Here is a 25,993-nt window from a genome sequence, read left to right as displayed (position 1 = left end):
CCATTATTTTTTATATCAAGTTTCCTAATTTTTTCAAGATGCCGGTTTCCGGAACACTGTTATCGTCCGGGTAAGGCTCCGGTGGACCCGCTGAACATAGACCTCAAGCACTTCTAACCCTGCCTTTTCCCCGTATTCGTAAGCCGGCTTGTCCGAGACCACAACTGCGAAACCCTCCGGTTTCAGGACACGGTAAATTTCCGTAAAGGCTCCTGCATAGAGTTTTTCCAGAGACTCCGCCAGGATTGCTGCCGAGCGCCCGTAAGGGGGGTCAGTTACAACAGCGTCCACGGTTTCCGCTTTTAAGGGGACCTTGCAGGCGTCTCCTTTCAGGAGGACGTAGTCCGCCCCGAAGGCTTCAAGGTTCATGCGGGCGCCCATCACAAGTTTTTCCTGGGCGTCAATTCCTATGACCCTCGCTCCCAAGAGGCCGGCTTCCACAAGGATGCCTGCCGTCCCGCAGAAAGGGTCAAGTAAAAGATCTCCAGCCTTTATCCGGGCGATGTTTACAAGGGCCCGGGCAACCCTCGGCATGAGGACACCGGGGTGGAAAAAGGGTTTGTTCTGCGGGGTCCGGGCCTCGTACTCACTCCTGTCAATGGACGAGAGCACTGTCCCGAAAACGGTCCGCTCGCTCAGGATAAGGCGGAAGCTGACATCAGGGGCCTGGAGCTTTGCCCTGAAACCTTTCCTGTAGATGCAGCCTCCTATCTTTTTCTCAAGGGGCTCGCAGGGGTAATCCACATGTTTCCTGATCCTTTTTGCCCGGACCACGAAACTTTCGCCTTCCCTGATAAAGTCCTCATGGACAAAACTTTCGGCAAGCTCGAGGATTTCTTCCGGATGGCTTTCGGTGATTCCCACCACTTTCAGAATATGGTGAGTCATTGCGAGCCGTTTCGTTACCGGTCCCTTAAGTATTTCTTCAATGGTTTCTTTTCTGCCCGTGATATCCACCACGAGGCACTGCTCAAAAAAGGCGTGAGTCACAAACTCCAGCCCCACCGTCTCAAGGCAGGCCAGGGCCTCAACGGCGGGGAGTTGTTCATGTTCTCCTGAAAGTTCAAAAGCGTATAACATTGCTAAACCCGTGTATTGCTGGTCATTTTTTGGGGTATTTTTTAGGGTATTTTTTGAGAAGGGCTGCCAGGGCGGCGAGGGTCTGCTGGCCGGCGGCCGGGGTGAGTTGATCTAAAACATTTTAAAACATTTTGTTGAGGGCTTCTTCGCCTGTCATCCCGGGCTCAACCCCGAGAGCCCTGGCCGCGGGCGTGGCTTCAACGATTTTTGCTTTTAACATGTCTTCGAAGGTCTGCACACCTTTTACCTTTGCTGCGGCGTCTCCGAGCTTTTCTGCGGCCCCGGTGTCCAGGTAACCGCACATTAAAAAGCCTTTTTCCGCTCGCAGGACAAGCAGGGGGTATGCCTGCATTTGAAAGCAGAGGCCAAGAGCGTATCCTTTCTCAAGTTTAATCTGTTCTACAAGCATGTTTTTTAGCATGGGTCAGGAGTAAGATTAAACTTTTGGATTTGAGAGATTGCTTTTGGTTCCGGAGAAAGCTTTTGGGCCCGGAGCCCCGGCTTTCTCAGACTTTAACTTTCTCAAACTTTGAGGGTCCGGGCCAGTTTGCTCTTCAAACTATCAAAAAAGTTGAAAATATCAGGCTTCGGGTTCCTGATCAGCTTTTCAGGTGTGGATTCATTCATTTCTTCCGCCAGGCTGGCGTTTAAGGCTTCTTCCTCAGACAGTGCGTTAAAGCTTTTGTTTTCCGTAAACCGGAGTGTGAGTTCTCCTTTTTCGTCAAACCTGCCCTTGAAGACTGCCCTGTCTTTTACAAAGCTGACCGTACTGTTTTCGAGTCCCTCTGTTTCGTTTACGTCAAGACCCGGGGGCAGGGTGACTGTGACGTTTGATTTCGGGGTCCCACTAAACCATGCCTCTGTGCCGGGGCCGAGGGCTCCTTTATCAATGCTGTATGTGGCTCTGGCGTGGTTCTTCAGGGCTGTCGTTTTAAAGACGTTTCCGAGGGAATCTTCCGAGAAGCTGTACTCAACATCCTGAATCTTTACCGTTTTAGAGGAATTGTTAAACCTGATGTCCGGCTTTTTTTCGATGGACTCACGCAGCCTTTCTCCAAACTTCCGCTCCATGCTTATGAGTTCCCAGACATTGACAAAGCTGTCATTGTTACCGACCTGATTATCTATAAGTTGCCTGGAAAAACTGGCTTCCCTGTCTGTTACGTATTCTTTGTATTCCCAGGAAGCGTTCCCGGGGTTCAGGGTGATGCTATTGGAGTAGGAGAAGGCCGCAGCTCCGGTCCCTGAAAGCAGGAGGATTATACATGCTGCCAGAAGAATATTTTTGGGTTTCAAGGTGTTAAACTCCTCTCATGTTTTTGTATTGATGTGCTATATATGTTCATCAACCCCTCTCCTCTCTATATCTTATTTTGTTGTGATCTCGCAGCCGTCTTCACTTACGATAAGTGTGTGCTCAGTCTGTGCTACAAGACCGCCCGCACTTTCCAGGAGTAGGGGATAACCGTGAAGAATTCCGGCTTTTTGAAGCTGGAGTATTGCAAAGTCCAGTTTATCGGAGGAAAGCCAGCGTTTTGCAAAAGGAAGTCCTTTGTATTCCTCTATCTGTTTGAGGACATTTCGGATTGCAGGCACACGGACAGGTTTTTTCCGGATAATACTGTAGATCTCGGTCAAGCTTCCGTCGTGGACCAGGCCCATGCCGTTTGTCGCGAAAGGCTCGATTGCAATCACGTCTCCTTCTTTCAGGATAGCTCCCCCGTCAACGCATCGGTTCGGGACAGAAGGGTTGTCATGGGCAACATACTGGCCAAGCCCATGCCCGGTAAGGTTTGCGATGGGGAGCAAGCCGTAGCCCCGGATGGTCTCTTCGATAACGGTTCCCAGTTCCCCTGTACAGACTCCGGGTTTCACCAGAGCGATTGCCGCGGCAAGGGCTTCTTCGGAGGCCTTTAAGATGTCAGGGTTTCCTGAGAGGTCAACGGTTATGGCCGAGTCTGCAATGTAGCCGTCCACATGGACTCCAAGGTCCAGCTTTACCATGTCCTTTCCGAAGATGTCCGTGTCCCCGGCCTTAGGAGTCGCGTGTGCAGCTTCTTCATTTCTTGAGATGTTACAGGGAAAAGCCGGTTTTCCCCCGAGTTCGACGGTCCGGTTTTCCACGAACTCTGCGACTTTTAGAAGGCTGCCTCCGACCCGGACCAGGTCTTTTGCTTCGGCCCGGACCTGAACGAGGATTCTGCCTGCTTCTCTGTATTTTTCAGCGATTTCTTCCATTTTATAGACGTTATCTGTCATATTAACTCCTTAATGAATAATACCTGATAACTATATTGCCCTATTTGCATTTCCCGCGTGAACTTTCCGAGTTGCATTTCCCGTGTGCACTTCCCGAGTTCCGCTTCAGCACCCGAATTCCGCTTCGGGAGCACGGGGTCCGTTTCGCTCGCTGCGCGAGCTCAAGCGGACTATAAACCTTGTTTTGGAGAAGAGAACTAAAAGATACCGAGCAACTGTAACTGGTATATCTTCTTCGTTCTTTTTTCCGTGTGCTTCGCGGTTTAAATCTTCGTTCGAGATTTGTTTAAGAATTTTTGTATCTGATTATTTCCTGCTTACTTCCTGCTTACTTCAAATTTTTTCTCCAGTTTTGTCAGGTTCTCGCAGCCGTTTTCGGTTACAAGCACCATATCTTCCAGCCGGATTCCTCCTATTTTCGGGTAATAGAGGCCGGGCTCGATTGTGATAATGTTTCCTGCTTTGAGCACCGTTCCGTGATCTCCGACTCCCGGAAGTTCGTGGATGTCAATTCCAACCCCGTGTCCTGTGGAATGAGTAAAGCCAACCTCTGCCCCGCTTCGGTAGGTGTCGTATCCCTGCTCTTCAAACAGGTCACAGACGGCTTTATGGATTTCTGAGGTTTTGACTCCCGGCTTTACCATTTTGAGTCCAATTTCCTGGGCGGCGAGTACGGTTGCATACATTTTCTTCAGTTCTTCGGAAGCTTTTCCGTGGACTACCGTGCGTGTCATGTCCGCAAAGTAGCGTTTCTTTTTGCTTCTCGGGAAGATGTCCAGGATGATGGGTGCATTTGCTCTGAGGGGGCCCGCTGTTGTTCCGTGGGGGTTTGAGGTATCCTCTCCGCAGGAAACGATGGTCTCTTCCGCCTCGCAGCCGTAGTCCAGAAGGGCGTGGTCGATTACGGAGAGTACTTTTTCTCCGGTCAGTTTGGAGTCTTCGTGCCAGAGGAACCCGTCCTTTTCTTCGGCGCTCTCTATAATTCCTATTGCCGCCTTCATGGCCTCTTCTCCGGCCCGCTGGGCGTATTTGACGGCTTCCACCTCTTCTGGCCCCTTCACGCTCCGAAGCTCCTTAAAAGGGCTTTTTATGGGCAGCACGGAAAAACCGGCTTCAGTCAGGAAATTTGCGTAAAAAACGGGAAAATCGTAAGGGACAGCAACCTTTATTGTTCCGGCTTCCAGAAGCAGGTCCGAGAGACAGGCTGCGTAGGCGAGGGAAGCGTCTTTTTTTTCTTTTACTTTTTCCCGGTAGCCGAAGTCTTTCGCGGTTTTAATCCGGGATACCCTTGATTCAATTTCAGCTCTGCCCTTCTCCATTTCCGATATGAAGAGCGTCTCTTTTCCTGAAGCGGTCTGAAGGTATACAAAAGCGTCCGAGGCCAGGAAACGGGTTGTGTAAAAGATGTCTGCGGAATGCAGGTCTCCTGTCATCAGGTAAGCTTCGGCTCCGGCCTCTTCCAGGGGTTCTTTAATGCTAAGTTCTGTTTGAGTCATGAAAGGTAATCACTCATTAACCGATAAAGTTGTTATTGTCCGGTTTCTGCCGTCCTTTCAACTATTTTTTGTTGTCCTTTCAACTATTTTTTGTTGTCCTTTCAACTATTTTTTGTTGTCCTTTCAACTATTTTTTGTTGTCCTTTCAACTATTTTTTGTTGTCCTGCCAACGATTTTCTGTTGTCCCGCCAGCCGTTTTTTCGTAATCGAGAGAAATAATCGGCAAAAACCGTTGCAGTGGACTACCCATATATTACAGAGCTGAAAAAATCAATGAGTTTTCCTGCATGGCATGTATAGTGTAAATACAATGTATTTAATTTTAAAACAGTGGTGTAAATACAATGTATTTAATTTTAAAACAGTGTATTAATATTTATAAAGTTGAAAATTCACAAAAAAAATGAGCGCCCGGACCGGGATTCGAACCCGAGTCGGAGCCTCGACAGGGCTCCATGATAGGCCTCTACACTATCCGGACACTTCCGATGATTTTATTGTTGCTCATACTGTGAGCAATTCATAAACGTCATTCCGATATATAAAGATTTCCGGCGACGTTTTTCTTTCATTTTGAATGTTTCAGGTCCCGCCTCCCAGACTCGAACCGGGGACATCGCGGTAACTGCGCGAAAAGGTGCGATTTCTCGCATGATCCGTACTACAGCCGCGCACTCTACCACTGAGTTAAGGCGGGACGAAGAATCATCCCAACCCGGGTCATTAAAACAATGCACCGGATTCGCACTTAACTAGTGCATCCTCTCATACTTAACTATCATATTTATGTTTTTCGCTGGGACGGGCCCACTTCTTTAATTATTTATTGTATAAGCAAAACATTTTCAATATTTCTCACGCATACTTTTCTATATTGTCGGGGACATACTGTCATATAATGCTAAATCTAGAGAGGGAAGACAGTGATTCAGATTTTTACGGATGCAAATAACTTTGATACGGTTACCGTTAAGCTGGGAGAGTCCTTTCTGCTAAAGCTTCGTGAAGAACCTGCCGAACATATGTACAGCAAGGAAGAAGCACATGAAGAGGGACCTGTCTGGAAAATGGAGTCAAGTGCTGGGCTCAAGCTCATAAAGAGTGAGTTTGTCCCGGACATCCCTGATACGACCTCCGTGCCCGGAGTCCATGAATGGGAATTCAAGGCTGTTGAGAAAGGGGCTCAGGAAATCAAGGGCACGTATCCAATCTACCGTTTCGGAGGCGAGGAGAAGTTCAAGCTTAGAGTTACCGTCGAATAAAAATCAGAAGTAATGTCAAAGGGGCCATAAAGTCAAAAGGCCCTGAAAAACGTAAATGATAAAATACGGAAATGATAAAAATCGTAAATAAAAAAAGTGGAATGGTGTTTTAGAAAGTATCTAACTCTCCGTTGATCACCATTTCTGTAATTTTAGTTATGTTCGAAAACCAGTCCTCCATGATAACCTCGGCCTCGGACTGGACCGTTTTAAAGGAGACTCCGTCTTTCGGGATAATCTGGGCGCTTGCGACAAGCGGCTGATCGATTGGTTTTCCTATCTGGGAAAGGAGCCTGATGTAAACGTCCTGTATGTCGGGGACGGCTTTTACGATGTCCTTTGCCATCTGGGTCGAGAGAAGGTTGTATATCTTTCCTATGTGGTTGATCGGGTTTTTTCCGCTGGTGGCTTCCATGCTCATTGGCCTGTTCGGGGTAATCAACCCGTTACAGCGGTTACCGCGCCCTACTGAGCCGTCGTCGCCCATCTCGGCCGAGGTCCCGCTCACGGTCAGGAAGATACTGCCTGTGTCCAGGTTGTCGGCGGTGTTGAGCTGTACCTTCACGCTGCGTTCCGTGTATTTGCCCGCAAGGTCTGTCACGTAGTCCTCGATTTCTTCTTTCAGGTTGACGTAATGATCGAGGTCGTCCACGTATCTGCCTACCATGCCGCAGCAGAGAGTGAGGGTCATGTCGTCTCCTTCCCTGAGCCCCATGACCTTGATGTCCTCCCCGATTGCAGGGAGCCTTGGTTTCAGGTCCGTGATAAGCTGCCTTTCGGTATTGTAGACGATCTGTTCGAGTTCGGAGAACGGCGCGTGCCCGACCCCGAAAGAGGTGTCGTTTGCGACAGGTATCCGGTCCCGCTGGAAGACTTCCCTGAGGTCCGAAGAACCGGTTCCGAGTTTGCAGTCCAGGATAACGTCCCTTTCGAGGTCCAGGTTAACAACGGTCTTTTTCAGGTACCCCCGAGCAGCTTCAAGGGCCACGGACTCGGTTGCAAGTTCGATTCCCTCAAACTCTTTTGTGGCCCTACCCACAAGCAGGATGTAGATAGGCTGCAGCAGTTCTCCTCCCCCAAATTTCGGGTGGGACCTACCGGCCACGATCTGGGTCTCATCAGTGTTGTGGTGAAGCACTACTCCGCATTTTTCAATGTATTCCCTGCATAACGCCCGGCTCACCTCTTCGGCAAGTCCGTCTGAAATACTGTCAGGGTGCCCTACCCCTTTGCGTTCGACGAGTTCGATTTGCTGCTTTTCGATGGGCGTCTGTAAAAGCTGTTCTACTTTGATATTTCGGGACATTTGAATCCTCTTTTTTTAAAATAGATATAAGCAGGGTAAATAGTGTGATGTGAGAGCCTGATCCTTCTTCTCTTTCCCGGTTTTGCTTAGCCGGTTTAAGGATCTGCAACACTTTTTGTTGGCTCAAGCTTTACATAATATTTCTTAAATAATATTATATTCCTGATTCACCTGTTATTTTCTAATAAATTACTGCATCTATATAATATTTCTCATACCATCATAACTGTTAGTAATATATTTTTACTTAAAACGATATGTAATGACTTGATTATTAATAATCTATATGTGTATCCGCGGAAGCTACCCGGGGCTTTGTAGGGTTGCGGAATAATAGCAGTTTTACCGGGTTTCGGGCATATGGCCTCTCTCCTGCGGCAGCTTTGTTGAAAAACGTTTTATAAGAACGCAGCAGAAAACCCCTGAGTCTTTAGTCCAGGGAATGAAACAGGAAGCACCTCATTTTAATGGGAAGTCGTTCACCAGGTCGTTTACTTGTAGAGGAACTATATCAATCACTTATTATAATTATTATTAATGAATGTCAGAGCTTATAAGAGTCTATCAGAATATATCAGAGTTTATAAAAGCATCCGAGGACCTATCAAATGATTCGTATTGCAATACCCAATAAAGGGCGCCTTCATGATCCCACCGTGTCAATTTTCAGTGATGCGGGGCTTCCCATAAGCGGGGCCAGCCGTAACCTCTTTGCGAAAACCACAGATCCCGAGATCAGCATCCTCTTTGCGAGGGCGGCCGATATTCCCGAGTACGTCCAGGACGGGGCTGCCGATATGGGCATCACCGGGGTTGACCTGATTACCGAATGTGGAGCAGAGGTCGAGATCCTGCTTGACCTTAAGTTCGGAAAAGCCACCCTTGTCCTGGCCGTTCCCGAAGAATCGAAGATCGAAACCCCGGAAGCCCTGGAAGGAAAGAAGGTCGCAACGGAATTTCCGGGAATCACGGGTCGCTATTTTGAGGGGCTGGGCATAAACGTCGAGGTCATAAAGGTCAGTGGGGCCTGCGAGATGACTCCGCATGTGGGGATTGCGGACGCCATTGTGGACATTTCCAGTTCCGGGACCACCCTTATGATGAACCGTTTGAAGGTTATCGAAAAAGTCTTTTCCTCAAGTGTTTGCCTTATTGCAAACAAAGAAAGTTGCAGGACCAAGGAAAAGATCCTGGACATCAAGACCGCACTCGAAAGTGTGCTCAACGCCAAGGAGCGGCGCTACCTTATGATGAACGTGCCCGAAGAGGCCCTTGAAGCCGTAAAAGAAGTCCTTCCCGGCATGGCGGGACCCACGATCATGAAAGTGGAATCGAGCAAAGCGGATGAGCCCATCCTTGCCGTACACGCGGTTGTGGACGCGGCCCTGATTTTTACCCTCGTAAACAAGTTGAAAAAGGTAGGGGCCAGGGATATTCTGGTCGTGCCCATTGAAAGGATCATGCCCTGAGGGCCTGTTCCTTGTGATAATTTTGAAGGAGATATTTTCGTGATATTTGAAGTAATTCCAGCTGTGGACATGAAAGAGGGAAAGTGCGTCCAGCTCGTGCAGGGTGTCCCGGGCAGTGAACTCGTGTCCCTGGACGACCCGGTGGAAGCTGCCCTCGACTGGGTACGGCAGGGGGCAAAAACCCTGCACCTGGTAGACCTTGACGGGGCAATAGAGGGCAGGCGTGTAAACTCCCCTATTATCGAGAAAATAGTTGAGGCCTGCCGGGAAAAGGCCGTGGAAATCCAGGTGGGCGGAGGCATTCGAAGTTTTGAGGATGCCGCAGGTCTTCTGGACCTCGGAGTTTCAAGGGTGATCCTGGGTACCGCAGCCATTCAGGACCCCGGACTTGTGCGGAGGCTTGCGGAGGCCTATGAGAGGGAGCGGGTTACCGTGGCTCTGGACGCGAAGAACGGGAAGGTTTCCATCAAGGGCTGGACTGAAGAGTCGGAACACACCCCCGTGGAGCTGGGCCGGAACTTTGAGGACCTCGGAGCAGGCAGCCTCCTTTTCACGAATATCGATTCCGAGGGTCTGCTCCAGGGTGTAAACCCTGTCCCCACAGAGGAACTCGTGAAGTCTGTCGGAATCCCGGTAATCGCCTCCGGGGGAGTAAGTTCCCTTGAAGACCTCCGGACCCTGAAAGAGATCGGAGCCGCAGGGGTTGTGGTCGGAAGCGCCCTTTACACGGGCAGGTTCACCCTGGGAGAAGCCCTTGAGGCTGTCCGGGACGACTAACAACATTTAAGATTTTTGAACAGAAAGGGGTTCAGTATGAGAAAATCCACAATCTCTCGCAAGACAAAAGAAACCGATATCCGACTTGAGCTTGACCTCGACGGGACAGGCAGGACGGAAATCAGTACGGGAATCGGTTTTTTTGACCATATGCTCAACGCTTTTGCAAGGCATGGGGAAATCGACCTTACGATAAAAGCGGAAGGGGATCTCCATGTGGACGAGCACCACCTGGTTGAAGACACGGCCATAGTGCTCGGTCAGGCCCTCTCCGAGGCCCTCGGGGACATGGCCGGAATAGCCCGTTTCGGGGAAGCCAGAATTCCCATGGACGAGGCCCTGGCCGAAGTTGCCCTCGATATGGGGGGCCGGAGTTATCTTGTCCTGAAAGCCGAATTTACGGCTCCTTACGTGGGCCAGTTCGGAACCCAGCTCGTCCGCCATTTCTTCGAGACCCTGGCCTCAAACGGCAGGTTCACAATGCACGCAAGCGTCTACGGAGAAAACGACCACCACAAGATTGAGGCTCTTTTCAAAGGCTTTGCCTATGCCCTTAAACGGGCTGTGAAGGTCGAAGGAAAGGAAATTAAGAGCACGAAAGGTGTGCTCTAATTTTTTTTCAATTCCTTTTCTTTTTTGAATCTCAACCCTTTCAAATCCTTATTCTCCACTCGTTTGCAAAAATGAGCATGGATTCTTTTGAGAGCTTCCCCACAGACCCTATATTCGCTTTTCTGGTTGCCTCAACTCCCGAATCCAGGGGCATGGCCTTTGTAACAACAAGCGTGATTCCTGCCCTTGCGGCTTTAAGGATCATGTATTCGGGTTGTCGGCTCGTTTGGGGTTTCAGGTTTTTTCCCTGAAATCAACTTGTCCAGGAGTCGGAAAGCCTCACTTTATGGATCACCTGTTTCGAGTCAGTATGCACAAAATAGAGATCCACGGTGTCGTTAGCATCAATAGCTGTATGTATGGTGTAGCTATCTCCAAATTTCCAAACTCCATTTTGAGAACTCACCGTAACACCCTCCGTATCAGGGTATGTAAACTCCCTTTTTTCACCACTCACGTAAAGGGTGATTTTGATGGAATCCAGATTTATGTTTTCTCCCCCGCTGTGCCGGATTTCTATGGTATCGGAGGCGAGGTTCACCTGTTCATGGATCTCGGTGTGGGGCACGTCTGTTACCTCCAGGTTCGCATACACAAAGACAGCTATTGAAGACATGAGGATCACTACAATTGCGGTCAGGAGCATCTCTCCGATAATTTCACTAACCGCCCCGCAATCTCTATAAAATTCGTTTTGTTTTTTAATTCTCACAGCAAATTTTCTCCCGATGAGTTATATTTCAACTTTTTTCCGGAGACCATTATTATTTTTGATTTTTTTTTGAAACATTATGGGAAATATCAACTTTTTTTCTAAGGACTTATCACAAAACAACCTCTGCATATTTCACTTGAACATATTGATTTTCAAGCTCAAGCTCATCAATCGAAGTTACAATGAGTAATAAGTTGTATAGCTTATTTTGTTGCGGGTCCTAAATCGCATCTGGAGAACTATATATTACTCATGTTTAATATTAGTTACTTTATATATCCAGTCATATTAATATATTTTACTGTGTGCAGCAAACTATATATAGGAATATTGAGTAAAAACATTTAAAGTTCTGAAAAAAATACCAAGGATTCTTTTAGAATTTTATACTGTATGGAGTGTTCAGGGTTTTATACCCTGGTAAAAGAGTAGGAGGGTTATTAATTGTTAAATCTGAAAAGTTTTTTTAAAGACAAAGAAGCTGTATCCCCGGTAATAGGGGTGGTGCTAATGGTGTCAATCACCGTCATTCTCGCAGCAGCCGTCGGTTCATCCGTTCTCGGCCAGAAAACAACCGAACCCGCACCGCAACTGTTCCTAAATATCGGGGTTGTGAATTCTTCTAGCAGTACACTTGTTCCCGCATCATTAAGACTTGAACACCTGGGTGGAGATCCGATCAGTTTCAAAAGCAATGAAACAACAAAAATAATAATGACAATAAACTCGACAAGGTATGAGATTGCAGCTTCTGATGGTCTTTATTATAGTACTAGTGATGAAAAATATTCAACCGAGCTTGGAACATTGTATGTAGGAGATAGCAAAGTTTTGAATCTGTATACATATGGTGATCTTAGTAGTGATAAGAAAATTGACGTTGAGCATTTAACTGATATCAAGGCCGGCACGGTTGCGAACTTCAAGATAATCGACGTTGCTACCAACCAGCTTATCGTAAACAAGGATATCACGTTCTAAAACAGATTTTTTAGCCCTTTTACGGGGTTCTTTTACTTTTTAGCCGGGCCGTTTTCTTTTGGGGGAAAAATTTACCCCGGCTTTCCAATGTTTTCTTTTTTTAGAAATTAAAACTTCCTAAATGATCTGAAAGGGGATAGTCCTCCGTTATATGGTTAAAATTGTTTTTAAAGTTAAACGGGGTAAGTTTTTAGGTGAATAAGTTTTTTTGAGGGGTTTGGGGGTATATATGATATATGAAAGTGTTTTTGAAAATAAGAAGGCGATCTCTTCTGTTATGGGGGTGGTCCTGATGATTGCAATTACCGTTATCCTTGCGGCCGCAATCGGTTCATCCGTTTTAGGGCAGGGGACTTCCAGCCCCGCGCCACAGGCGATCATCGATATAGAAGCTGTTAATAGCACTCATGTGAAAGTCGAGCACCTTGGAGGGGATCCGGTAAACTTTGCAGAGTTTTCTATAACAAAGGTTGTTGCAGGTAATATCAGTGGAAGTGTTGAGCTTAATTTCACCGAGCTGGGTTTATTTGATGTGGGCCAGATAAAATACATGGAGCTTGAAAAAGCCTCTGATTCTGGAATAACTATCAGTTTTTCCGCAGGAGACACGGTGGACTTTAAGGTTATTGATGTTGACAGCAGTACGTTTATCGCCAACAAAAAGGTGAGGTTCTAAAAACAGCCAGAGCCGTTTTATTTTTAAGCCGGGGGCTTTTCCGTGATATGGATGCGGAAGTCTCCCAGGGCTCCTTTCTTAACTTTTTTTAAAATTGTTTGATTTGTCCTTGTTTTTGTTCTTGTTTCTCCCCACAGTTCTGGATTTCCTTAATCCCTAAGGAATGGCTGAGAAATAACTTCATATTTTCAGTTTTGGAATTGCTTCAACTTATACATATTATATTTTTGTGCTAGGATGTGTTTGGTGTGAGCATTCAAAAACCACGGAACACACGGAACACACGGAAAAAGAAAGGTCGGAAGACGGCAATTAAGGTTGCTCTGGCGTTTTTCAGTCCGCTTGAGCGAGCGTAGCGAGTGAAACGGGGGTCCCCGTGCTGTTGCGATTGCATCGCAACTCCCACGAAATATTTAATTTCCTGTGATCCCGAAGCGGAACTCGGGTATTTAAAAGACCGGCGTACTCACCGACCACCTGGCCGGTTTCCGTGTCCTTCTTATTATTATTATTATTATTATTATTATTATTATTATTATTATTATTATTATTATTATTATTATTTTAACGTGCGGGAGTTGCAAACAAATGTATATATATAATTAATTTTATACGGTTATTGTATATAATTACCCGGTACATTACATAGTCTCGGCTAATTGTTTAGTCATTTGCCCAACCCCAAAATATGTCAACTACCCATTCACAAAACCTTTGCTCATGGCTCAGTTTTTTGAGAAATAGGTATGTCTAAAAGACCCCTGGTTGACCGTCTATTTAGGAGCTTTGTAAAATCGGTACATGATAAGGAAAGAATACATAGTTACCCTGGAATGCCGCCTCAGTTTCAGGCTCTAAGAATGTATGTTAAAACAGTCCTGCAATGTTAGGAAGGTTTGCATCATACGAATATTTGCATATCAGAGCGAGAGGAATCCGAATTCTGGTTTTGACCTGTTGCGATTTCGTAGCAACACTTTCACTGCAAAAAGTGAAAGTCCTCATCTCGGATACGCATTACCCTGCTTCGGCAGGTGGAAAGCTTTCATTAGCTTAAATTAGGGGCTTTCTTCCGTTCAATCTAATTCAAAAAAAGCAGGAGTAAAGTTTACGCATTCATCCCCCTATCATTTCCGGCAAAAGCCAGAATGTCGATAAAGGGATCTTCTGCTAAAGGAGATAAAAAATGAACCTCAGACGTTTCTTTGAAAATAACAAAGCGGTTTCCCCCGTCATCGGCGTGGTCTTAATGGTTGCCATCACCGTCATCCTCGCTGCCGCCATCGGTTCATCCGTTTTCGGGCAGGGGACTTCCGAGCCCGCCCCCCAGGCAAACCTTAAATTAACAGCCAGTGGAAATGATACAGTAGTAATCGAGCACCTCGGAGGAGACCCGATTAATTTCACAAGTAATTCAACCACGAAAGTGGTGGCTTATAGTGACGGTTCTGTGGTTACAGTTAGTAATGTTACTGGCACTGGCAATTTGACAGTTCTTGATGTAGGAGCTACCAAGTCATTTAATGTGGCTGGTGTCAGTTCAGGTGATTCTGTTAATGTCAAGATCATTGACGTTGCAACCAACCAGCTTATCGTGGATAAGGACTTAAGATTCTAAGCAGTTTCTCAGCACCTTCTTTGGTGCTCTCTTTTTTTTTCATGCAGACTGAAACCCTATTTTTCTGGCCGCTCCCAGTTCATAGCTTTTTTTAAATATTTGTTGAAAAGCTCTGCTGCCTTTTGGGGTCGGGTTTTCCGGAAAACGCCAGATTTTTTAGTTTGATAAGCGGATTAACTCAAACACTGTGCCTTCTACTATAACTGTTATCATTTTTTATCACTTAATATCTTTTAATTATCTTTTAATAATAAATCTTTTTTAATGGATATTTTTAATTATAAATGGTTATTAATTCTTTAATTATATATTGACACTATAAATTATATATATATGTAATTCAATATATTCATTATTATTGTTAGTTAACTCAACAAAATTTCAGTCAAAATATCAGGGTCATGTGTTCATCTTGGTGCACATGGTATACTTCCCAAAAATCGGAGATTATAAAAATGAATTTCAAAAGTTTTTTTGAAAATAACAGGGCGGTTTCCCCCGTTATCGGTGTGGTCCTTATGGTCGCCATCACCTTCATCCTTGCCGCCGCCCTCGGTTCATCTGTTTTCGGCCAGGGGACATCCGCCCCCGCCCCTCAGGCAAATCTGCAGTTGAGGGCAGATGCTGCTTATGATGGTACCAATGCTGCAACAATAATTATCGAGCACCTCGGTGGAGACCCGATTAATTTCAGCAGCAATGCAACAACAAAAATTATGATACACGTTGACTCAAAGAGCCATGAGGTTGCGGCAGCCTCCGCGCCTTCCGCCGATATTCTGCATACAAATCTCGCTACAATGTCTGTAGGAGATACGAAAACACTAAAGTTGTATAATTATACTGTGGATAATACTAATCTTACCGCGATTGAAGACGTTACGACAGGCAGTACCGTGAACGTCAAGATCATCGACGTTGCTACCAGCCAGTTGATCTGTGACCAGAATGTGAGGTTCTAATTAAGAAATACTCCCTTTTTTGGGCCCCCTTTTTATTTATCGGGGGGCCGGAAATCAGCCCCATTTTCATTTTTTCCGAAGCCTGACCCGAAAAATGAAAAAAGTATTATTTTTTGGAGCTCACTGTATTCCGGTCTCTACTTTTAGTTCAGCTTTGTAGATGTTTACGTTCAGGGTTTTTCCGATTGGGTGGAGCTCAAAGATCACAGGAGAACTATTTGGTGGCAGATTGTAGTCTCCGGGTTGAAGATTTGCGTTCTCGATTGAATTGTTGAGGTATGTTGCCCAGGCTTCAGGGTTTTCCGTAGTAATTGTCATAGATACCGAGCTTACATTAATTAGAGGCTGTGTGATGTATCTATGGCTTTCAAATTCTTTTGATGTCAGCTTTATTTCTTCTACAGCATTGCTTGAAAGGACTCCTGAACTACCATCCAGGGAAATTGCAGTAACAGAGAAATTTACGGAAGAGGGGCCAGGCTCCAGGGATATCGAGGGGGAAAGTTTCATAAGGGAACGGTCGTTCTGGGAAACTATCAGGGCCCCGTTTTCGTAGCAGAAGGTCTGGTCTATATACTCGGTGTTGCTGGAGTGATAGGTAATGGACCCGCAGTAAAATGGATCTATAGATGAATTTGATGAGATGTCGTCAGTTACGTTTACTTCCATCCTACATCCCTGAGTATTTATGGTTAATGTGCCTCCGGACTTCATCCTCCCGACAATGGGCAGTTCTTCTCCTCCCATGCGGATAGGGGAACTCAGGGAAATCCGGAAGTCAGGACTGATTATCAGGCCCGCCGAAAGGAAATCGGCATTGGACTTGAGCCTGGCCATATCCTCCCAGACCTCGGACATGTGCTCGTACTCAGCGTCTTCTTTCCACTCAGGGACATAATTGACCTGAACATTTGTAATAAATGCAATTATAATCCCAAGCAGCAGAGCTGCGGCAACGGCTGTGGCGATAGCGTTTTCCGATCTGTAAAATGTGTTTGCAGGTTTTCGGCTCTTTAGGCTCATAATATATCCTTTTCTTTATGGCGTCAGGTTCCTGAGGTTTTAGTTTGGGAACAGGATATAGACACTATAATTCGAATCTTTATATTTTATTATTAGTATTATTATTACTACTATTATTATATTCGTTTAAACTAAATAAATCAACCCTGTTTATGCAGGTACCCACTTCCCTTTTTTTGATTTATCCGGTCTCAAGCTGCCGGTATTTTTACGCTCATAAGGCCAGGGGTGGGAAAGAGGGTCTTAGAGTGCGGGAGAAAGGCTTATTTTCTGGATTACATGCTTTGAAAGCTTATCCACAATATACACTTCCACACTATCTCCTTCACTGACCTGGCTTTCCCATGTCCCGGTAGTATTTATCTCGATAATGTCTCCCAGTTCCCAGCTGTTCCCTCCCAGGACATCGCTTATATTTTCTGAAGTATACGTTCTCTTATCTCCCTTTATATTGACTACGATGTCTATATCCCTCACATCAAGGTTTTCTCCCCCGCAGTGGCGGATGTAGAGGGTATCGGAAGAAGTGTTTATCCAGCAGTCTATGTCGGAATTAGAAGACTCGGGTGGGCTTTCGGAATTCGAAAATATAAAAAGACCCATCGCCCCCAGCATGAGAACCACGATGCCTGTTAGAAGTACCTCACCCATAACTTCTGAAACCGCATCACAATTTCTATTTAAATCTCTGTTTCTTTTAAATAAGGCATTCAGGAAGATGCCCCCTCTGTATTCCTTTTCAGAAAATAATTCGATTTAAGTTCTGGTATACCGATTCCAAAATTTGAGAATAAACCCCGGATTAACACAGATGAACGCGGATGATTTTAATTTTCCTGGGTCGGATTGACCCTTATTCCCTGGAGTACTTCTCTTGTCCTGTGGTTTATTAGCAGGACCTCAATACTGTCGTTTTCTGTAAGTTTCCTACTCCACGCCTCACTTGTGTTGATTTTTATAACATCCGCAAGTTCCCAGGCCTTTTTTTCTCCCAGATTTGTGGAAATATTTGTCGGGGAATACTCATACCTTGTCCCGTTGATGTAAACCGCAATTTCCATATCCTCTGTGGCAAGTTTCTCCCCTCCCGTATGTTTGATATAAATGATATCCGAGGTCAGATTCACCCATTCCTCGGGTTTAATGTGAAATGTCTCGGAAGGGCTGCTATTTGCGAACACAAATGCAGCTATCAAGCTGCACATAATCACTACAATACAGGTCATGAGCATCTGGGCCACGACTCCCGAAACTGCCCCGGAATTACTATTATGCTTCCCTGAACTCCCCATAAACAAACACCCCTCACACAAACCGTAAAATCGTGTCCTCTCCCCAGAGGATAATATCCCGGTTACAGTATAAACTTACAGTTTTACTACAATTAATAATTTTTTTAAATTACTGTTTACATTTTTGGTAAACTTAGTATTTATACTCTATGTATTTTTTATTACTAATTATATATAAGAAGTATTTTTGAAGAAGCTAAAAAAGCCCAAAACCTCCAACTTTTTTTACGAATTATGAGGTGCATTAAGCCCCTTCTGCCCACCGGTTTCTTAAAAACCTTAAAATCAAAAAAGAAGGAATTTTGTTATTATCGGAGGTAATTGTCAAACAGTCTGTAAAGTTGCAGGCATCCTGCCTGATGGATCGTGAAACTACTCGATAGGCTTATCCATCGCTGAACTATCTTCTTTTTTACACTATCCGGCCACATTTCGGATAACTAACACAAAAACAGTTCCGGTTTTTTTTCGCCTTTTCAAACCCCTGGCTCAGGCCCTGCGCTTGAATAGTCTGGCAAAACCGGCTATAAGTTCCTCTGCTTCTTTTCTGTTCAGGAAGGGGTTACTAAGGCCCTGAAGCAAAACCGAGAACGCAGGATTTTTTTTCAGAGTAGGTTTTTTGAGTGTCGCGGCCTGTAGCAGGAGCAGTAGAATGAGCTTACGTTCCTCGGGGCTGGAGTTTTTCAACCTCCGGAATATCTTTTCGGAAACTTCCCTTGCTGAATCTTTGTTTTCCGCCGCAAACCTGGAAGCTTTTTCAGATGCGGTTTTTGAGATTTCCTTTACCCGTTTTGCTTCCCTGCAGGCTGCTTCCGAAAGGGTCTCGAAAGCTTCTCTTGAAATTTCCCGGATTCTCTCTTTTTTCCCAGCAGTTCTGTCTGTCCGATTCTTTCTGCCATTCTCCTGCTTTTTCTCACGCTCATTTCCAAAACTGCATTTTTCGTTTCCAAGCAGCTTCCTGAGCTCTTCAAAGATCCGGGCAAGTTCCTCCGGGGAGCTTGTTTTCAGATATTCCTGGAGTTTCTCTATTGATTCTTCCCCGTTTTCGGTTACAGAGCGCGAAGTCCTTGTCGGGTTCCTGTCACAGCTTTCCTCATAATTCCCGGAAACTTCCACAAAATTGGCCTCAATAACAGGGCTGGAGCCAGTGAAAAAATCCAGGTTTTTCTTTCTGCGTTTTCTGCTGGAAACTCTGTTCAGTATGCTTTTTTTGTTTAACAAAAATTCCACGATCCTGTATATTTGCCTCATAAATTGTGCTAGTACTGCGATTTCAAATTATTACCATAAATTTGGACTTTGAAATCAATCTGCATGTCAGCGTAAAGAACCACAAATGAACACGGATGGACACGGATTTAGGCCATCCGTGTTAATCTGTGTTCATCCGTGGTTTATTGTCAAATTTTGGAATCTATGTACTAGTACATCAATTCCAAAGCATATGAATAAAATATACATCATCTATAATGTGTTGGGCTCTACATTGTCCGGCATCACTTTTTTCCCTGACGGATAATATTTTGTCTCCCGCATCAAACCGGTTTTTTGCCTGTCCAAATTGAGAGGCAAATGCTACGGTTCCCTCCAAAACCCCAATATTATTATATTCCTCAATATAATTGTATATCACTATTTATTGCAATACGATCACGATATTTTTTTCAGCATCTTTTTCTTTAATGCGTTTCCGGGGGGTCGCATGAGTTGGAAAAAGTACAGACAGGGCTTGAAAATATTATTGCACTTGAAACGGGGTGCAGCTCTTTCCCTCCGGTGACCGGACATTTATTTTTTACCAGGAGGATGAGACAATGAGAAACGGGCCGGATCCATTCGAGACCAGAGACAAAATTGAAACCGCTGCCGGAGAACTTACGATCTATCGCCTGGGCAGGCTGGAAGACCGGGGTTACGAAAAAATATCCCTGCTTCCCTATTCCATAAAAATCCTGCTTGAGAACCTGCTTCGGCACGCTGACACGGAAAGGCACGTTATTTACGAAGAAGATGTGGAAGCCCTTGCTCGCTGGAATCCTGAAAACCCGGAGACACGGGAGATTCCCTTCATCCCGTCCCGGGTCCTGATGCAGGACTTTACAGGAGTTCCCGCGGTTGTGGACCTTGCGGCCCTCCGCTCGGCAATGCAGCGCCTCGGGGGAGACCCTGCCCGGATAAACCCGGTCATTCCGGTCGATCTGGTAATCGACCATTCGGTCCAGGTGGACTACTACGGGACGGCCTATGCTCAGGAAAAGAACGAAGAAAAGGAGTTTGAGCGTAATCTGGAACGTTATTCCGTCCTGCGCTGGGCTCAGGAGACTTTTGACAATTTCAGGGTTGTGCCCCCCGGAAAAGGCATCATCCACCAGGTCAACCTGGAGTACCTGGCCCCTCTGGTGCAGCTCAAAGAAAGGGACGGGGAACTTTTTGCCTACCCGGACACCCTGGTCGGGACGGACTCCCATACTACCATGATAAACGGGCTCGGGGTGCTTGGCTGGGGCGTGGGGGGAATCGAGGCGGAAGCCGTCATGCTCGGACAGCCCTACTATTTGCCGGTCCCGGAGGTTGTGGGTTTTAAACTTTACGGGAAACTTGAGCCCGGGGTCACGGCCACGGACCTTGTACTAACAATCACGCAAATCCTGAGAAAATACGGGGTTGTGGGCAAATTTGTTGAGTTTTACGGTCCCGGGCTTGCCAGCCTGTCCCTTCCGGACAGGGCGATGATTTCCAACATGGCCCCCGAATATGGGGCAACCCTCGGGATCTTTCCACCGGATGCCGAGACTCTGGACTACCTGCGAAGGACCGGCCGGAGCAAGGAGCAGGTGGACCTTGTGCAGAAATATCTGGAAGCCCAGGACTTTCTGTACTCCATCCACAAACCCGATCCCGTCTTCAGCAGCACCCTCGAACTTGACATGAGCACGGTCAGGCCCTGCCTTGCCGGCCCTAAACGCCCCCAAGACCACCTTTTCCTCGGAGAACTTAAGGAGAGTTTCCATGAGACCATGCGGCAGGCCTTTACCCTGAAGGCCGCCGGGGTGGAGCTTTCCACGAACCCCGCTTATCAGCGCTGGCTGGCAGAAGGTGGCGGCCCGCAGGAAGGAGGGGTCAGGCCTGTTGAAAAAGAGGAGGACACCAGGCGCTACATGGAAAACGCTTTTAGGATCACTCATGGCTCGGTGGTGATTGCCTCCATTACCTCCTGCACCAACACCTCAAACCCAGCCCTCCTCTTTGCGGCCGGGCTGCTTGCAAAAAAAGCCGTGGATAGAGGGCTAAGGGTGAAGCCCTACGTCAAGACCAGCCTCTCTCCCGGCTCCAGGGTGGTCACGGACTACCTGCGCGCAGCAGGCCTTTTGCCCTACCTCGAAGCCCTGGGCTTTCACCTTGTTGGCTACGGCTGCACCACCTGTATAGGAAACAGCGGTCCTCTGCCCGCACATGTGGCGCGGGAAGTTGAAGACAGAGACCTGATAGTTGCGGCCGTACTCAGCGGAAACCGGAATTTCGAGGGCCGTATAAACCCTCTGGTCCGGGCCAACTATCTGGCGTCCCCACCCCTTGTGCTGGCCTATGCTCTTGCGGGCACGGTGGCAATTGACCTGGAGACTGAGGCCCTGGGTTATGACCCAAACGGGATGCCCGTCTACATCAAAGACCTCTGGCCCACGGAAGAGGAAGTGCAAGAACTCATAAAAAACACTCTCAGCCCCGAACTTTTCGAGCGGCAGTACGCAGAAGCTCTGGTAGGCACGGAGCTCTGGCAGGCCCTCCCTGTCCCGGCAGGACTTCTCTACGCCTGGGACTCAAAATCCACCTATGTCCAGGAACCCCCGTTCTTTATTGACTTTCCCCCGGAAGCCCCGGAGCCTGAAGATCTCAGAGGGGCTCGCGTCCTGGGGCTCTTTGGGGATAGCATCACAACGGACCACATTTCCCCGGCCGGGGCGATTCCCAAAGACAGCCCTGCCGGAAAGTACCTGATTTCCTGGGGGGTTGACCCATCAGACTTCAATTCCTTCGGGTCCCGCAGGGGCAACCATGAGGTGATGATGCGGGGAACTTTCGGAAACATAAGGCTCCGGAACAGGCTGGTGGAAAAGGAAGGGAACCGGACCGTATACCATCTCCACGAGGGGTCAGTCCCGCCCGAACCTCCGGAGGAGATGGCAATCTATGATGCCGCAATGCTCTATGCGGAAAATAGCGTCCCTCTAATTGTGCTTGCAGGCCGCGAATACGGCACCGGCAGTTCCCGGGACTGGGCCGCCAAGGGGACTTTTCTTCTGGGGGTAAAAGCGGTTATAGCTGAATCCTTCGAGCGGATTCACAGGAGCAACCTGATAGGGATGGGGGTTTTGCCCCTGCAGTTCCTGGAAGATGAGAACATCGATACCCTGGGCCTGACAGGAAGAGAAGAATACGACATTCTGGGAATCAAAAAACTTGAGCCCGGAGGGGAATTGCTCGTGCGGGCAAGAGACGAAAAGGGAGGAGAAACCGATTTCAGGGTCAGGGTCCGGCTGGACTCCGCTGTAGAGCTGGAGTATTACAGGAACGGAGGGATTTTGCACAGCTTCCTGCGGGATGTGTTGAAAGCAAAGTAAAATTTCTGAGGGGGGCACAATGCCTCAGAACTGCTTTAATATATTTTTGAAACTTCCCGGTTAGTTTTAATAACCGGATTTCTAAGACTTCATTTTTACTATTTTATTCTATTATATTTTATATAATACTTTTTTATAATGATATGTTTTAATATTTCTAATTTATATTTATAATAGGGGTATGTTTACATGCACTGGTACTGGGGAGGGTATAGAGCTTGTCTGTGGCACTGACTCTTGGTTTATATTCATTGATTTCTGAACCGGTAATCCTTAATCCTTCAGCTTCTTTTTCCGAGGGTTTTCTCCGACATGAAATTACGGTGATAATTCCGGTAAGAAACGAGGAATTATCAATCGCAAGCAAGGTGCTTCTGGCTTCCGGGTATGCTGACCGTGTGCTGGTGCTTGATGGGGGGTCCACTGACAGGACCGTTGAGCTGGCCTCTATGGCAGGTGCCAGGGTACTTCCTGCGGGAGGCGGGCAGGAAGCCTGGTTAAAGGCCCTGTTCAGAGCCTCGAATGATTCAGAAATTGTTGTGCTCGTCCATCCGGAATGCCTTCGGGATTTCGATATGCTGTCTCAGGAGTTGCACTCTTTAAAAAGAGGGGAATGTGATATTTCAGTGGGTTCCTGGCCTCAAAGGCTTCCGGGTGATCTGGAAAATATTATCCTGTTCAATGGGAAGGTGCCTGCAAATGAGAATATCGGCTTTTTGGCCTTTTTCTCAGAAAGTCTGAGACAATTTAGTCCCGCGCCACAGCACCTATCTGTCAGGGAGTTTCTCTCCTGCGCAGAGGCTCAGGGGCTGAGGATAAAAAAGACGAGCTGTGATTCCGATCCGTTTTTTAATAAATTTGATTCTTGCCGCATAGGGGTCGTGGTCCCGGCATATAATGAGGAAGCCCTGATCGAGGACACCCTCCGTGGAATCCCTGCCTATGTGGACAGGATCTATGTGGTTGATGATGGAAGTTCGGACCACACGGCCGAACTCATTGATGGTGTCTCTGACCCGAGAATCATTCATATCCGTCATGAGGTGAATAAAGGGGTTGGGTGCAGCATTATTGACGGGTATAAGCTGGCGCTGAAGGATGAAATGGATGTCGTTGCCGTAATGGCAGGGGATAACCAGATGGACCCTGAGCAGCTCCCAAGGTTGCTAATCCCTGTTATTGAAGGTAGGGCTGACTATAGCAAAGGGAACAGGCTTCTTACTGCAAAGTTTATGACAGGGATGAGCCGGTGGCGGTCTTTTGGAAATTTCCTGCTTTCCATGCTCACGAAGATCGGAAGCGGGTACTGGCAACTTTTGGATCCCCAGAACGGGTACACGGTAATCTCCAGGCGGGCTCTCGAAGCCATGGACCTGGATTCCGTTTATCCCTATTATGGCTACTGCAATGATTTGCTTATCAAACTGAATGCTTTCGGAATGAGGGCAAAGGACGTGATGATTCCGGCCAGGTATGGGAATGAGAAGTCCTCAATTAGCTACGGCAGGTATATCCTGAAAGTGTCTCCCATGCTTTTCAGGGGTTTTCTCTGGAGGCTCAGGGTCAAGTACATGGTCCTTGATTTCCATCCTCTGGTACTTTTCTACATTGCGGGTATGGTTTTGCTCCCGGCATCCTTACTTTTTGGGGTTTTTCTCCTCCTGGGCGCGGTTTTTAGCAACACCTTTCCGGCATATTATACGCTGCTTGACTTCTTTGCCATGTTTGCCGGGGTCCAGATGTTACTTTTTGGCATGTTCTTTGATATGCAGGCCGACCGGAGCAGGAGTAAAAAAAGGTGAACCTGAATATTTGAAGAGATTTTTATGGAAAGGAGTTTTTCTTTCTCGCTCTTCTTTTCAGTCCTTCTTTTCCTCTCTTCTTTTAACTTTTCCGGAGCGAGTTTACTATAAGTAGAATAACGACGCCTGCCCCGATGGTTTCAAAGAGCAGGGAATCGTAAAGTTCGAATTTGAAGGATTTTTTGAACATCGCCAGAAAGTATTCCAGGCCTGTATAGTCCGGAGACCCTCTGGGAAATTCCAGGCCGAAAACGGGCCAGAAAAATGTGTAGGGATTGGCCCACATACTGTCTTCCAGGAGGTGGCAAAAAGACCCGGCTGCAAGGGACATGATCCTGGGGTCCTTCTGTTTTTTATACCTTGCAAGACCCAGCAGGGTAAGAAAGAGGCTGAATATGAGGGTGTGCCCTATGATGCGTCCGTTTGCAAGGGTGGAGGCAAAAATCAGTTTTCCTATTGGTTTGTCGATGAGGTCAGGAAGCAGGGACCCAAGGGCGAGGTATCGCATCTCCGTTCCGGAAGCAACGGAGGGCAGGAGACGGCGGAGTATGAAAAAAACTCCCAGTGTGATCCCCAGATGGCCGAAGATGAGCATGAAAAGCTATATGCTTTTAAAATTATTTGTACATTCTCTCATATATTTTTATGTTGTAGTGGAGTTAATGTTTTTCCCCGTATTCTGAAATAATTAATGGAAAACGCCAGTGTAATGACAAATCCAATTATCTCGGACACGAAAACGGTGGTAAATGCAGGGTCATAAGCCCGGTCAAAAATAAGCATAAAATACTCAAAAAAGTTTCCTCCTATCTGGTCTTTCGGAAATTCCCAGCCTAAAAGGGGCCAGAGAAAAACGCCGGGGCTCTTCCACATTTGGTCTTCAAGCAGGTGGCAACAAGCCGCTCCAGAGATAAGCAGGGGTGTGGAACTCCTTTTTTTCCTGTACAGCCAGTACCCTGCAAGGAAGAGCAGGCTTCCGAATAAAAGAGTGTGAGCAAAGATTCGCCCGCCTCCAATTGTTTCTGCGAGGATAATCCTGCCCAGAGGTTTGTCAATCAGGTCCGGAAGCAGGGCTCCAAAAGCAATGTAGCGGTAATCAAAAGTGCGGCCGTTTTTAGGAAACAGGCGACTGAGCAGGTAAAAAATCCCCAGGGTAATCCCAATGTGTCCGAAAATGAACATGGGGATTATGAAGGAAGCTCCTCTTAAAAAGTTTTTCAATTAAAAAAAAGTAGAAAATATTCCCTCAGGAAAACTTTTGAGGGCGTTACCTGTGGGACAGTCTTTTCAGGCCTGGCATTCTCTAACCAGTTTCTCAACGAGTTCCTGTCGGATAGTGGTGCTCCGGTCTCCCCCGCAAACCATACCTCTGACTCCGATGATATCGGGCCCGATTTTTTTGAGCAAGGGCAGGTCTTCGAACTTCAGAGATCCGGCAATGGCGTTTTCAAGGCCGTTTTCGTGGGTGAGTTCAATGAACTTTTTTAGCTCTTCTTCGCTCATGAACTCGAAGGTGGACTTTCCGTCCTTTACACCGGTGTCAACCATAACAACATCCAGGCCGGCTTTTGCGGCAATGGGGGGAAGGAGCATGGGGGAAATCGAGTTGATGCGCTCATAGTCCGAATATCCGGCAGCAACAACCTTTTTCTCTGGATCAAAGTCTTTTACGGCTTTGGTAACTGCGGTAAGCAGTTCAAGGGCCTGTTCTTCGGTCTGGATATTGAAAAGGCCTATCTTAATGTAATCTGCACCCGAGACTGCAGCTCCCAGAGCGGCAAAGGATGCTGTACCGGGTTTGTAATCAAAGTCTCCGATGGCTACACTAATTGGATGCTTTCCGTTCACAGCTTCCTTTACATCCTGGATTACCCATGGGAAGTTGGCACCAAGGGAGCCTTCCTTAGGGTTCTTAACATCCACGATGTCAGCGCCTCCATTGGAAACTATGATTGCTTCTTCCCTGTTAATTGGACTTACAAGTAGTTTCATGAAAAAAACCTTCTAATTTATTTTTTTGGATAAACAGTATTCCTGTCAATG

The 25,993-nt window shown here is 46.8% G+C and carries 25 protein-coding genes and 2 tRNA genes; 10 read left to right on the top strand and 17 right to left on the bottom strand.

The window, feature by feature from the left end:
* Positions 1-33 precede the first annotated feature (33 nt).
* The 7 genes from ACZ5QV_RS08050 to ACZ5QV_RS08020 all read right to left on the bottom strand — a co-directional run bounded on the left by ACZ5QV_RS08050 (position 34) and on the right by ACZ5QV_RS08020 (position 5,533).
* Positions 34-1,080: a methyltransferase domain-containing protein gene (locus ACZ5QV_RS08050; RefSeq protein WP_464599332.1), complete on the bottom strand. Its 1,047-nt coding sequence runs from the start codon at positions 1,078-1,080 to the stop codon at positions 34-36.
* A 121-nt stretch (positions 1,081-1,201) separates the two neighbouring features.
* Positions 1,202-1,489 carry a YunC family protein gene (locus ACZ5QV_RS08045; RefSeq protein WP_464602067.1) on the bottom strand — a complete coding sequence of 96 codons (288 nt, stop codon included), beginning with the start codon at positions 1,487-1,489 and terminating at the stop codon, positions 1,202-1,204.
* Positions 1,490-1,602: 113 nt separating this feature from the next.
* Complete coding sequence (locus tag ACZ5QV_RS08040) at positions 1,603-2,376, bottom strand: hypothetical protein (RefSeq protein WP_464599331.1); 774 nt, start codon at positions 2,374-2,376, stop codon at positions 1,603-1,605.
* Positions 2,377-2,448: 72 nt separating this feature from the next.
* On the bottom strand, positions 2,449-3,339 hold the full coding sequence (gene map, locus ACZ5QV_RS08035; RefSeq protein ID WP_464599330.1) for a type II methionyl aminopeptidase: 891 nt from the start codon (positions 3,337-3,339) through the stop codon (positions 2,449-2,451).
* A gap of 317 nt (positions 3,340-3,656) precedes the next feature.
* Positions 3,657-4,835, bottom strand: a complete 1,179-nt coding sequence (locus tag ACZ5QV_RS08030; protein ID WP_464599329.1) for a M24 family metallopeptidase — start codon at positions 4,833-4,835, stop codon at positions 3,657-3,659.
* A gap of 409 nt (positions 4,836-5,244) precedes the next feature.
* Positions 5,245-5,317 (bottom strand) — tRNA-Asp (locus ACZ5QV_RS08025).
* A 106-nt stretch (positions 5,318-5,423) separates the two neighbouring features.
* A tRNA-Tyr gene (locus ACZ5QV_RS08020) sits at positions 5,424-5,533 on the bottom strand.
* Positions 5,534-5,759: 226 nt separating this feature from the next.
* On the opposite strand from ACZ5QV_RS08020, the gene ACZ5QV_RS08015 reads away from it, so the two are divergent.
* Entirely contained in the window at positions 5,760-6,098 is a 339-nt protein-coding gene (locus tag ACZ5QV_RS08015) for a protease inhibitor I42 family protein (RefSeq protein ID WP_464599328.1), read from the top strand.
* Positions 6,099-6,207: 109 nt separating this feature from the next.
* On the opposite strand, the gene ACZ5QV_RS08010 is transcribed toward ACZ5QV_RS08015, so the two are convergent.
* Positions 6,208-7,404 carry a methionine adenosyltransferase gene (locus tag ACZ5QV_RS08010; RefSeq protein ID WP_464599327.1) on the bottom strand — a complete coding sequence of 399 codons (1,197 nt, stop codon included), beginning with the start codon at positions 7,402-7,404 and terminating at the stop codon, positions 6,208-6,210.
* A gap of 608 nt (positions 7,405-8,012) precedes the next feature.
* Between ACZ5QV_RS08010 and hisG the strand changes: the two genes are divergently transcribed.
* The 3 genes from hisG to hisB are packed head-to-tail and all read left to right on the top strand — an operon-like array spanning position 8,013 to position 10,262.
* Positions 8,013-8,873 carry an ATP phosphoribosyltransferase gene (hisG, locus tag ACZ5QV_RS08005; protein WP_464599326.1) on the top strand — a complete coding sequence of 287 codons (861 nt, stop codon included), beginning with the start codon at positions 8,013-8,015 and terminating at the stop codon, positions 8,871-8,873.
* 39 nt (positions 8,874-8,912) lie between these two features.
* A complete protein-coding gene (hisA, locus tag ACZ5QV_RS08000; RefSeq protein WP_464599325.1) occupies positions 8,913-9,650 on the top strand; it encodes a 1-(5-phosphoribosyl)-5-[(5-phosphoribosylamino)methylideneamino]imidazole-4-carboxamide isomerase in 738 nt (245 codons plus the stop codon).
* A gap of 36 nt (positions 9,651-9,686) precedes the next feature.
* A complete protein-coding gene (gene hisB, locus ACZ5QV_RS07995; RefSeq protein WP_464599324.1) occupies positions 9,687-10,262 on the top strand; it encodes an imidazoleglycerol-phosphate dehydratase HisB in 576 nt (191 codons plus the stop codon).
* Between the two features lie 40 nt (positions 10,263-10,302).
* Here the strand turns inward: hisB and ACZ5QV_RS07990 are convergent, their stop codons facing one another.
* Positions 10,303-10,500, bottom strand: a complete 198-nt coding sequence (locus ACZ5QV_RS07990; RefSeq protein ID WP_464602066.1) for a formate dehydrogenase accessory sulfurtransferase FdhD — start codon at positions 10,498-10,500, stop codon at positions 10,303-10,305.
* 15 nt (positions 10,501-10,515) lie between these two features.
* Positions 10,516-10,974: a type IV pilin N-terminal domain-containing protein gene (locus ACZ5QV_RS07985; RefSeq protein ID WP_464599323.1), complete on the bottom strand. Its 459-nt coding sequence runs from the start codon at positions 10,972-10,974 to the stop codon at positions 10,516-10,518.
* A gap of 447 nt (positions 10,975-11,421) precedes the next feature.
* Between ACZ5QV_RS07985 and ACZ5QV_RS07980 the strand changes: the two genes are divergently transcribed.
* The 4 genes from ACZ5QV_RS07980 (at position 11,422) to ACZ5QV_RS07965 (ending at position 15,214) form a co-directional block, all read left to right on the top strand.
* Positions 11,422-11,958: a type IV pilin domain-containing protein gene (locus ACZ5QV_RS07980; RefSeq protein WP_464599322.1), complete on the top strand. Its 537-nt coding sequence runs from the start codon at positions 11,422-11,424 to the stop codon at positions 11,956-11,958.
* 229 nt (positions 11,959-12,187) lie between these two features.
* The gene (locus ACZ5QV_RS07975) at positions 12,188-12,634 is read left to right on the top strand and encodes a type IV pilin domain-containing protein (protein WP_464599321.1); all 447 of its coding nucleotides are present in this window, start codon (positions 12,188-12,190) and stop codon (positions 12,632-12,634) included.
* A gap of 1,186 nt (positions 12,635-13,820) precedes the next feature.
* Positions 13,821-14,252 (top strand): type IV pilin domain-containing protein, encoded by a 432-nt coding sequence (locus ACZ5QV_RS07970; protein WP_464599320.1) that lies wholly within the window; start codon positions 13,821-13,823, stop codon positions 14,250-14,252.
* Positions 14,253-14,707: 455 nt separating this feature from the next.
* Positions 14,708-15,214, top strand: coding sequence for a type IV pilin domain-containing protein (locus ACZ5QV_RS07965; RefSeq protein WP_464599319.1), 507 nt, complete (start codon positions 14,708-14,710; stop codon positions 15,212-15,214).
* A 120-nt stretch (positions 15,215-15,334) separates the two neighbouring features.
* Here ACZ5QV_RS07965 and ACZ5QV_RS07960 read toward each other — a convergent pair whose 3' ends face one another.
* From ACZ5QV_RS07960 to ACZ5QV_RS07945, 4 genes are all read right to left on the bottom strand, one after another.
* The gene (locus ACZ5QV_RS07960; protein WP_464599318.1) at positions 15,335-16,237 is read right to left on the bottom strand and encodes a DUF7289 family protein; all 903 of its coding nucleotides are present in this window, start codon (positions 16,235-16,237) and stop codon (positions 15,335-15,337) included.
* 243 nt (positions 16,238-16,480) lie between these two features.
* The gene (locus ACZ5QV_RS07955; RefSeq protein ID WP_464602065.1) at positions 16,481-16,951 is read right to left on the bottom strand and encodes a type IV pilin N-terminal domain-containing protein; all 471 of its coding nucleotides are present in this window, start codon (positions 16,949-16,951) and stop codon (positions 16,481-16,483) included.
* A 113-nt stretch (positions 16,952-17,064) separates the two neighbouring features.
* Entirely contained in the window at positions 17,065-17,529 is a 465-nt protein-coding gene (locus ACZ5QV_RS07950; protein ID WP_464599317.1) for a type IV pilin N-terminal domain-containing protein, read from the bottom strand.
* 489 nt (positions 17,530-18,018) lie between these two features.
* Complete coding sequence (locus ACZ5QV_RS07945; protein WP_464599316.1) at positions 18,019-18,759, bottom strand: hypothetical protein; 741 nt, start codon at positions 18,757-18,759, stop codon at positions 18,019-18,021.
* Positions 18,760-19,343: 584 nt separating this feature from the next.
* Here ACZ5QV_RS07945 and acnA point away from each other — a divergent pair.
* Both acnA and ACZ5QV_RS07935 read left to right on the top strand, forming a co-directional pair.
* Positions 19,344-22,148 carry an aconitate hydratase AcnA gene (gene acnA / locus ACZ5QV_RS07940; protein WP_464602002.1) on the top strand — a complete coding sequence of 935 codons (2,805 nt, stop codon included), beginning with the start codon at positions 19,344-19,346 and terminating at the stop codon, positions 22,146-22,148.
* Positions 22,149-22,372: 224 nt separating this feature from the next.
* Positions 22,373-23,950 carry a glycosyltransferase family 2 protein gene (locus ACZ5QV_RS07935; protein ID WP_464602001.1) on the top strand — a complete coding sequence of 526 codons (1,578 nt, stop codon included), beginning with the start codon at positions 22,373-22,375 and terminating at the stop codon, positions 23,948-23,950.
* Between the two features lie 82 nt (positions 23,951-24,032).
* Here the strand turns inward: ACZ5QV_RS07935 and ACZ5QV_RS07930 are convergent, their stop codons facing one another.
* From ACZ5QV_RS07930 to ACZ5QV_RS07920, 3 genes are all read right to left on the bottom strand, one after another.
* Positions 24,033-24,545 (bottom strand): metal-dependent hydrolase, encoded by a 513-nt coding sequence (locus ACZ5QV_RS07930; protein ID WP_464602000.1) that lies wholly within the window; start codon positions 24,543-24,545, stop codon positions 24,033-24,035.
* A 38-nt stretch (positions 24,546-24,583) separates the two neighbouring features.
* Positions 24,584-25,132: a metal-dependent hydrolase gene (locus tag ACZ5QV_RS07925; RefSeq protein WP_464601999.1), complete on the bottom strand. Its 549-nt coding sequence runs from the start codon at positions 25,130-25,132 to the stop codon at positions 24,584-24,586.
* 105 nt (positions 25,133-25,237) lie between these two features.
* On the bottom strand, positions 25,238-25,942 hold the full coding sequence (locus tag ACZ5QV_RS07920; protein WP_464601998.1) for a (5-formylfuran-3-yl)methyl phosphate synthase: 705 nt from the start codon (positions 25,940-25,942) through the stop codon (positions 25,238-25,240).
* Positions 25,943-25,993 lie beyond the last annotated feature (51 nt).

The sequence above is a fragment of the Methanosarcina baltica genome, assembly GCF_055394095.1.
This window is presented reverse-complemented; position numbering and strand designations above follow the sequence as displayed.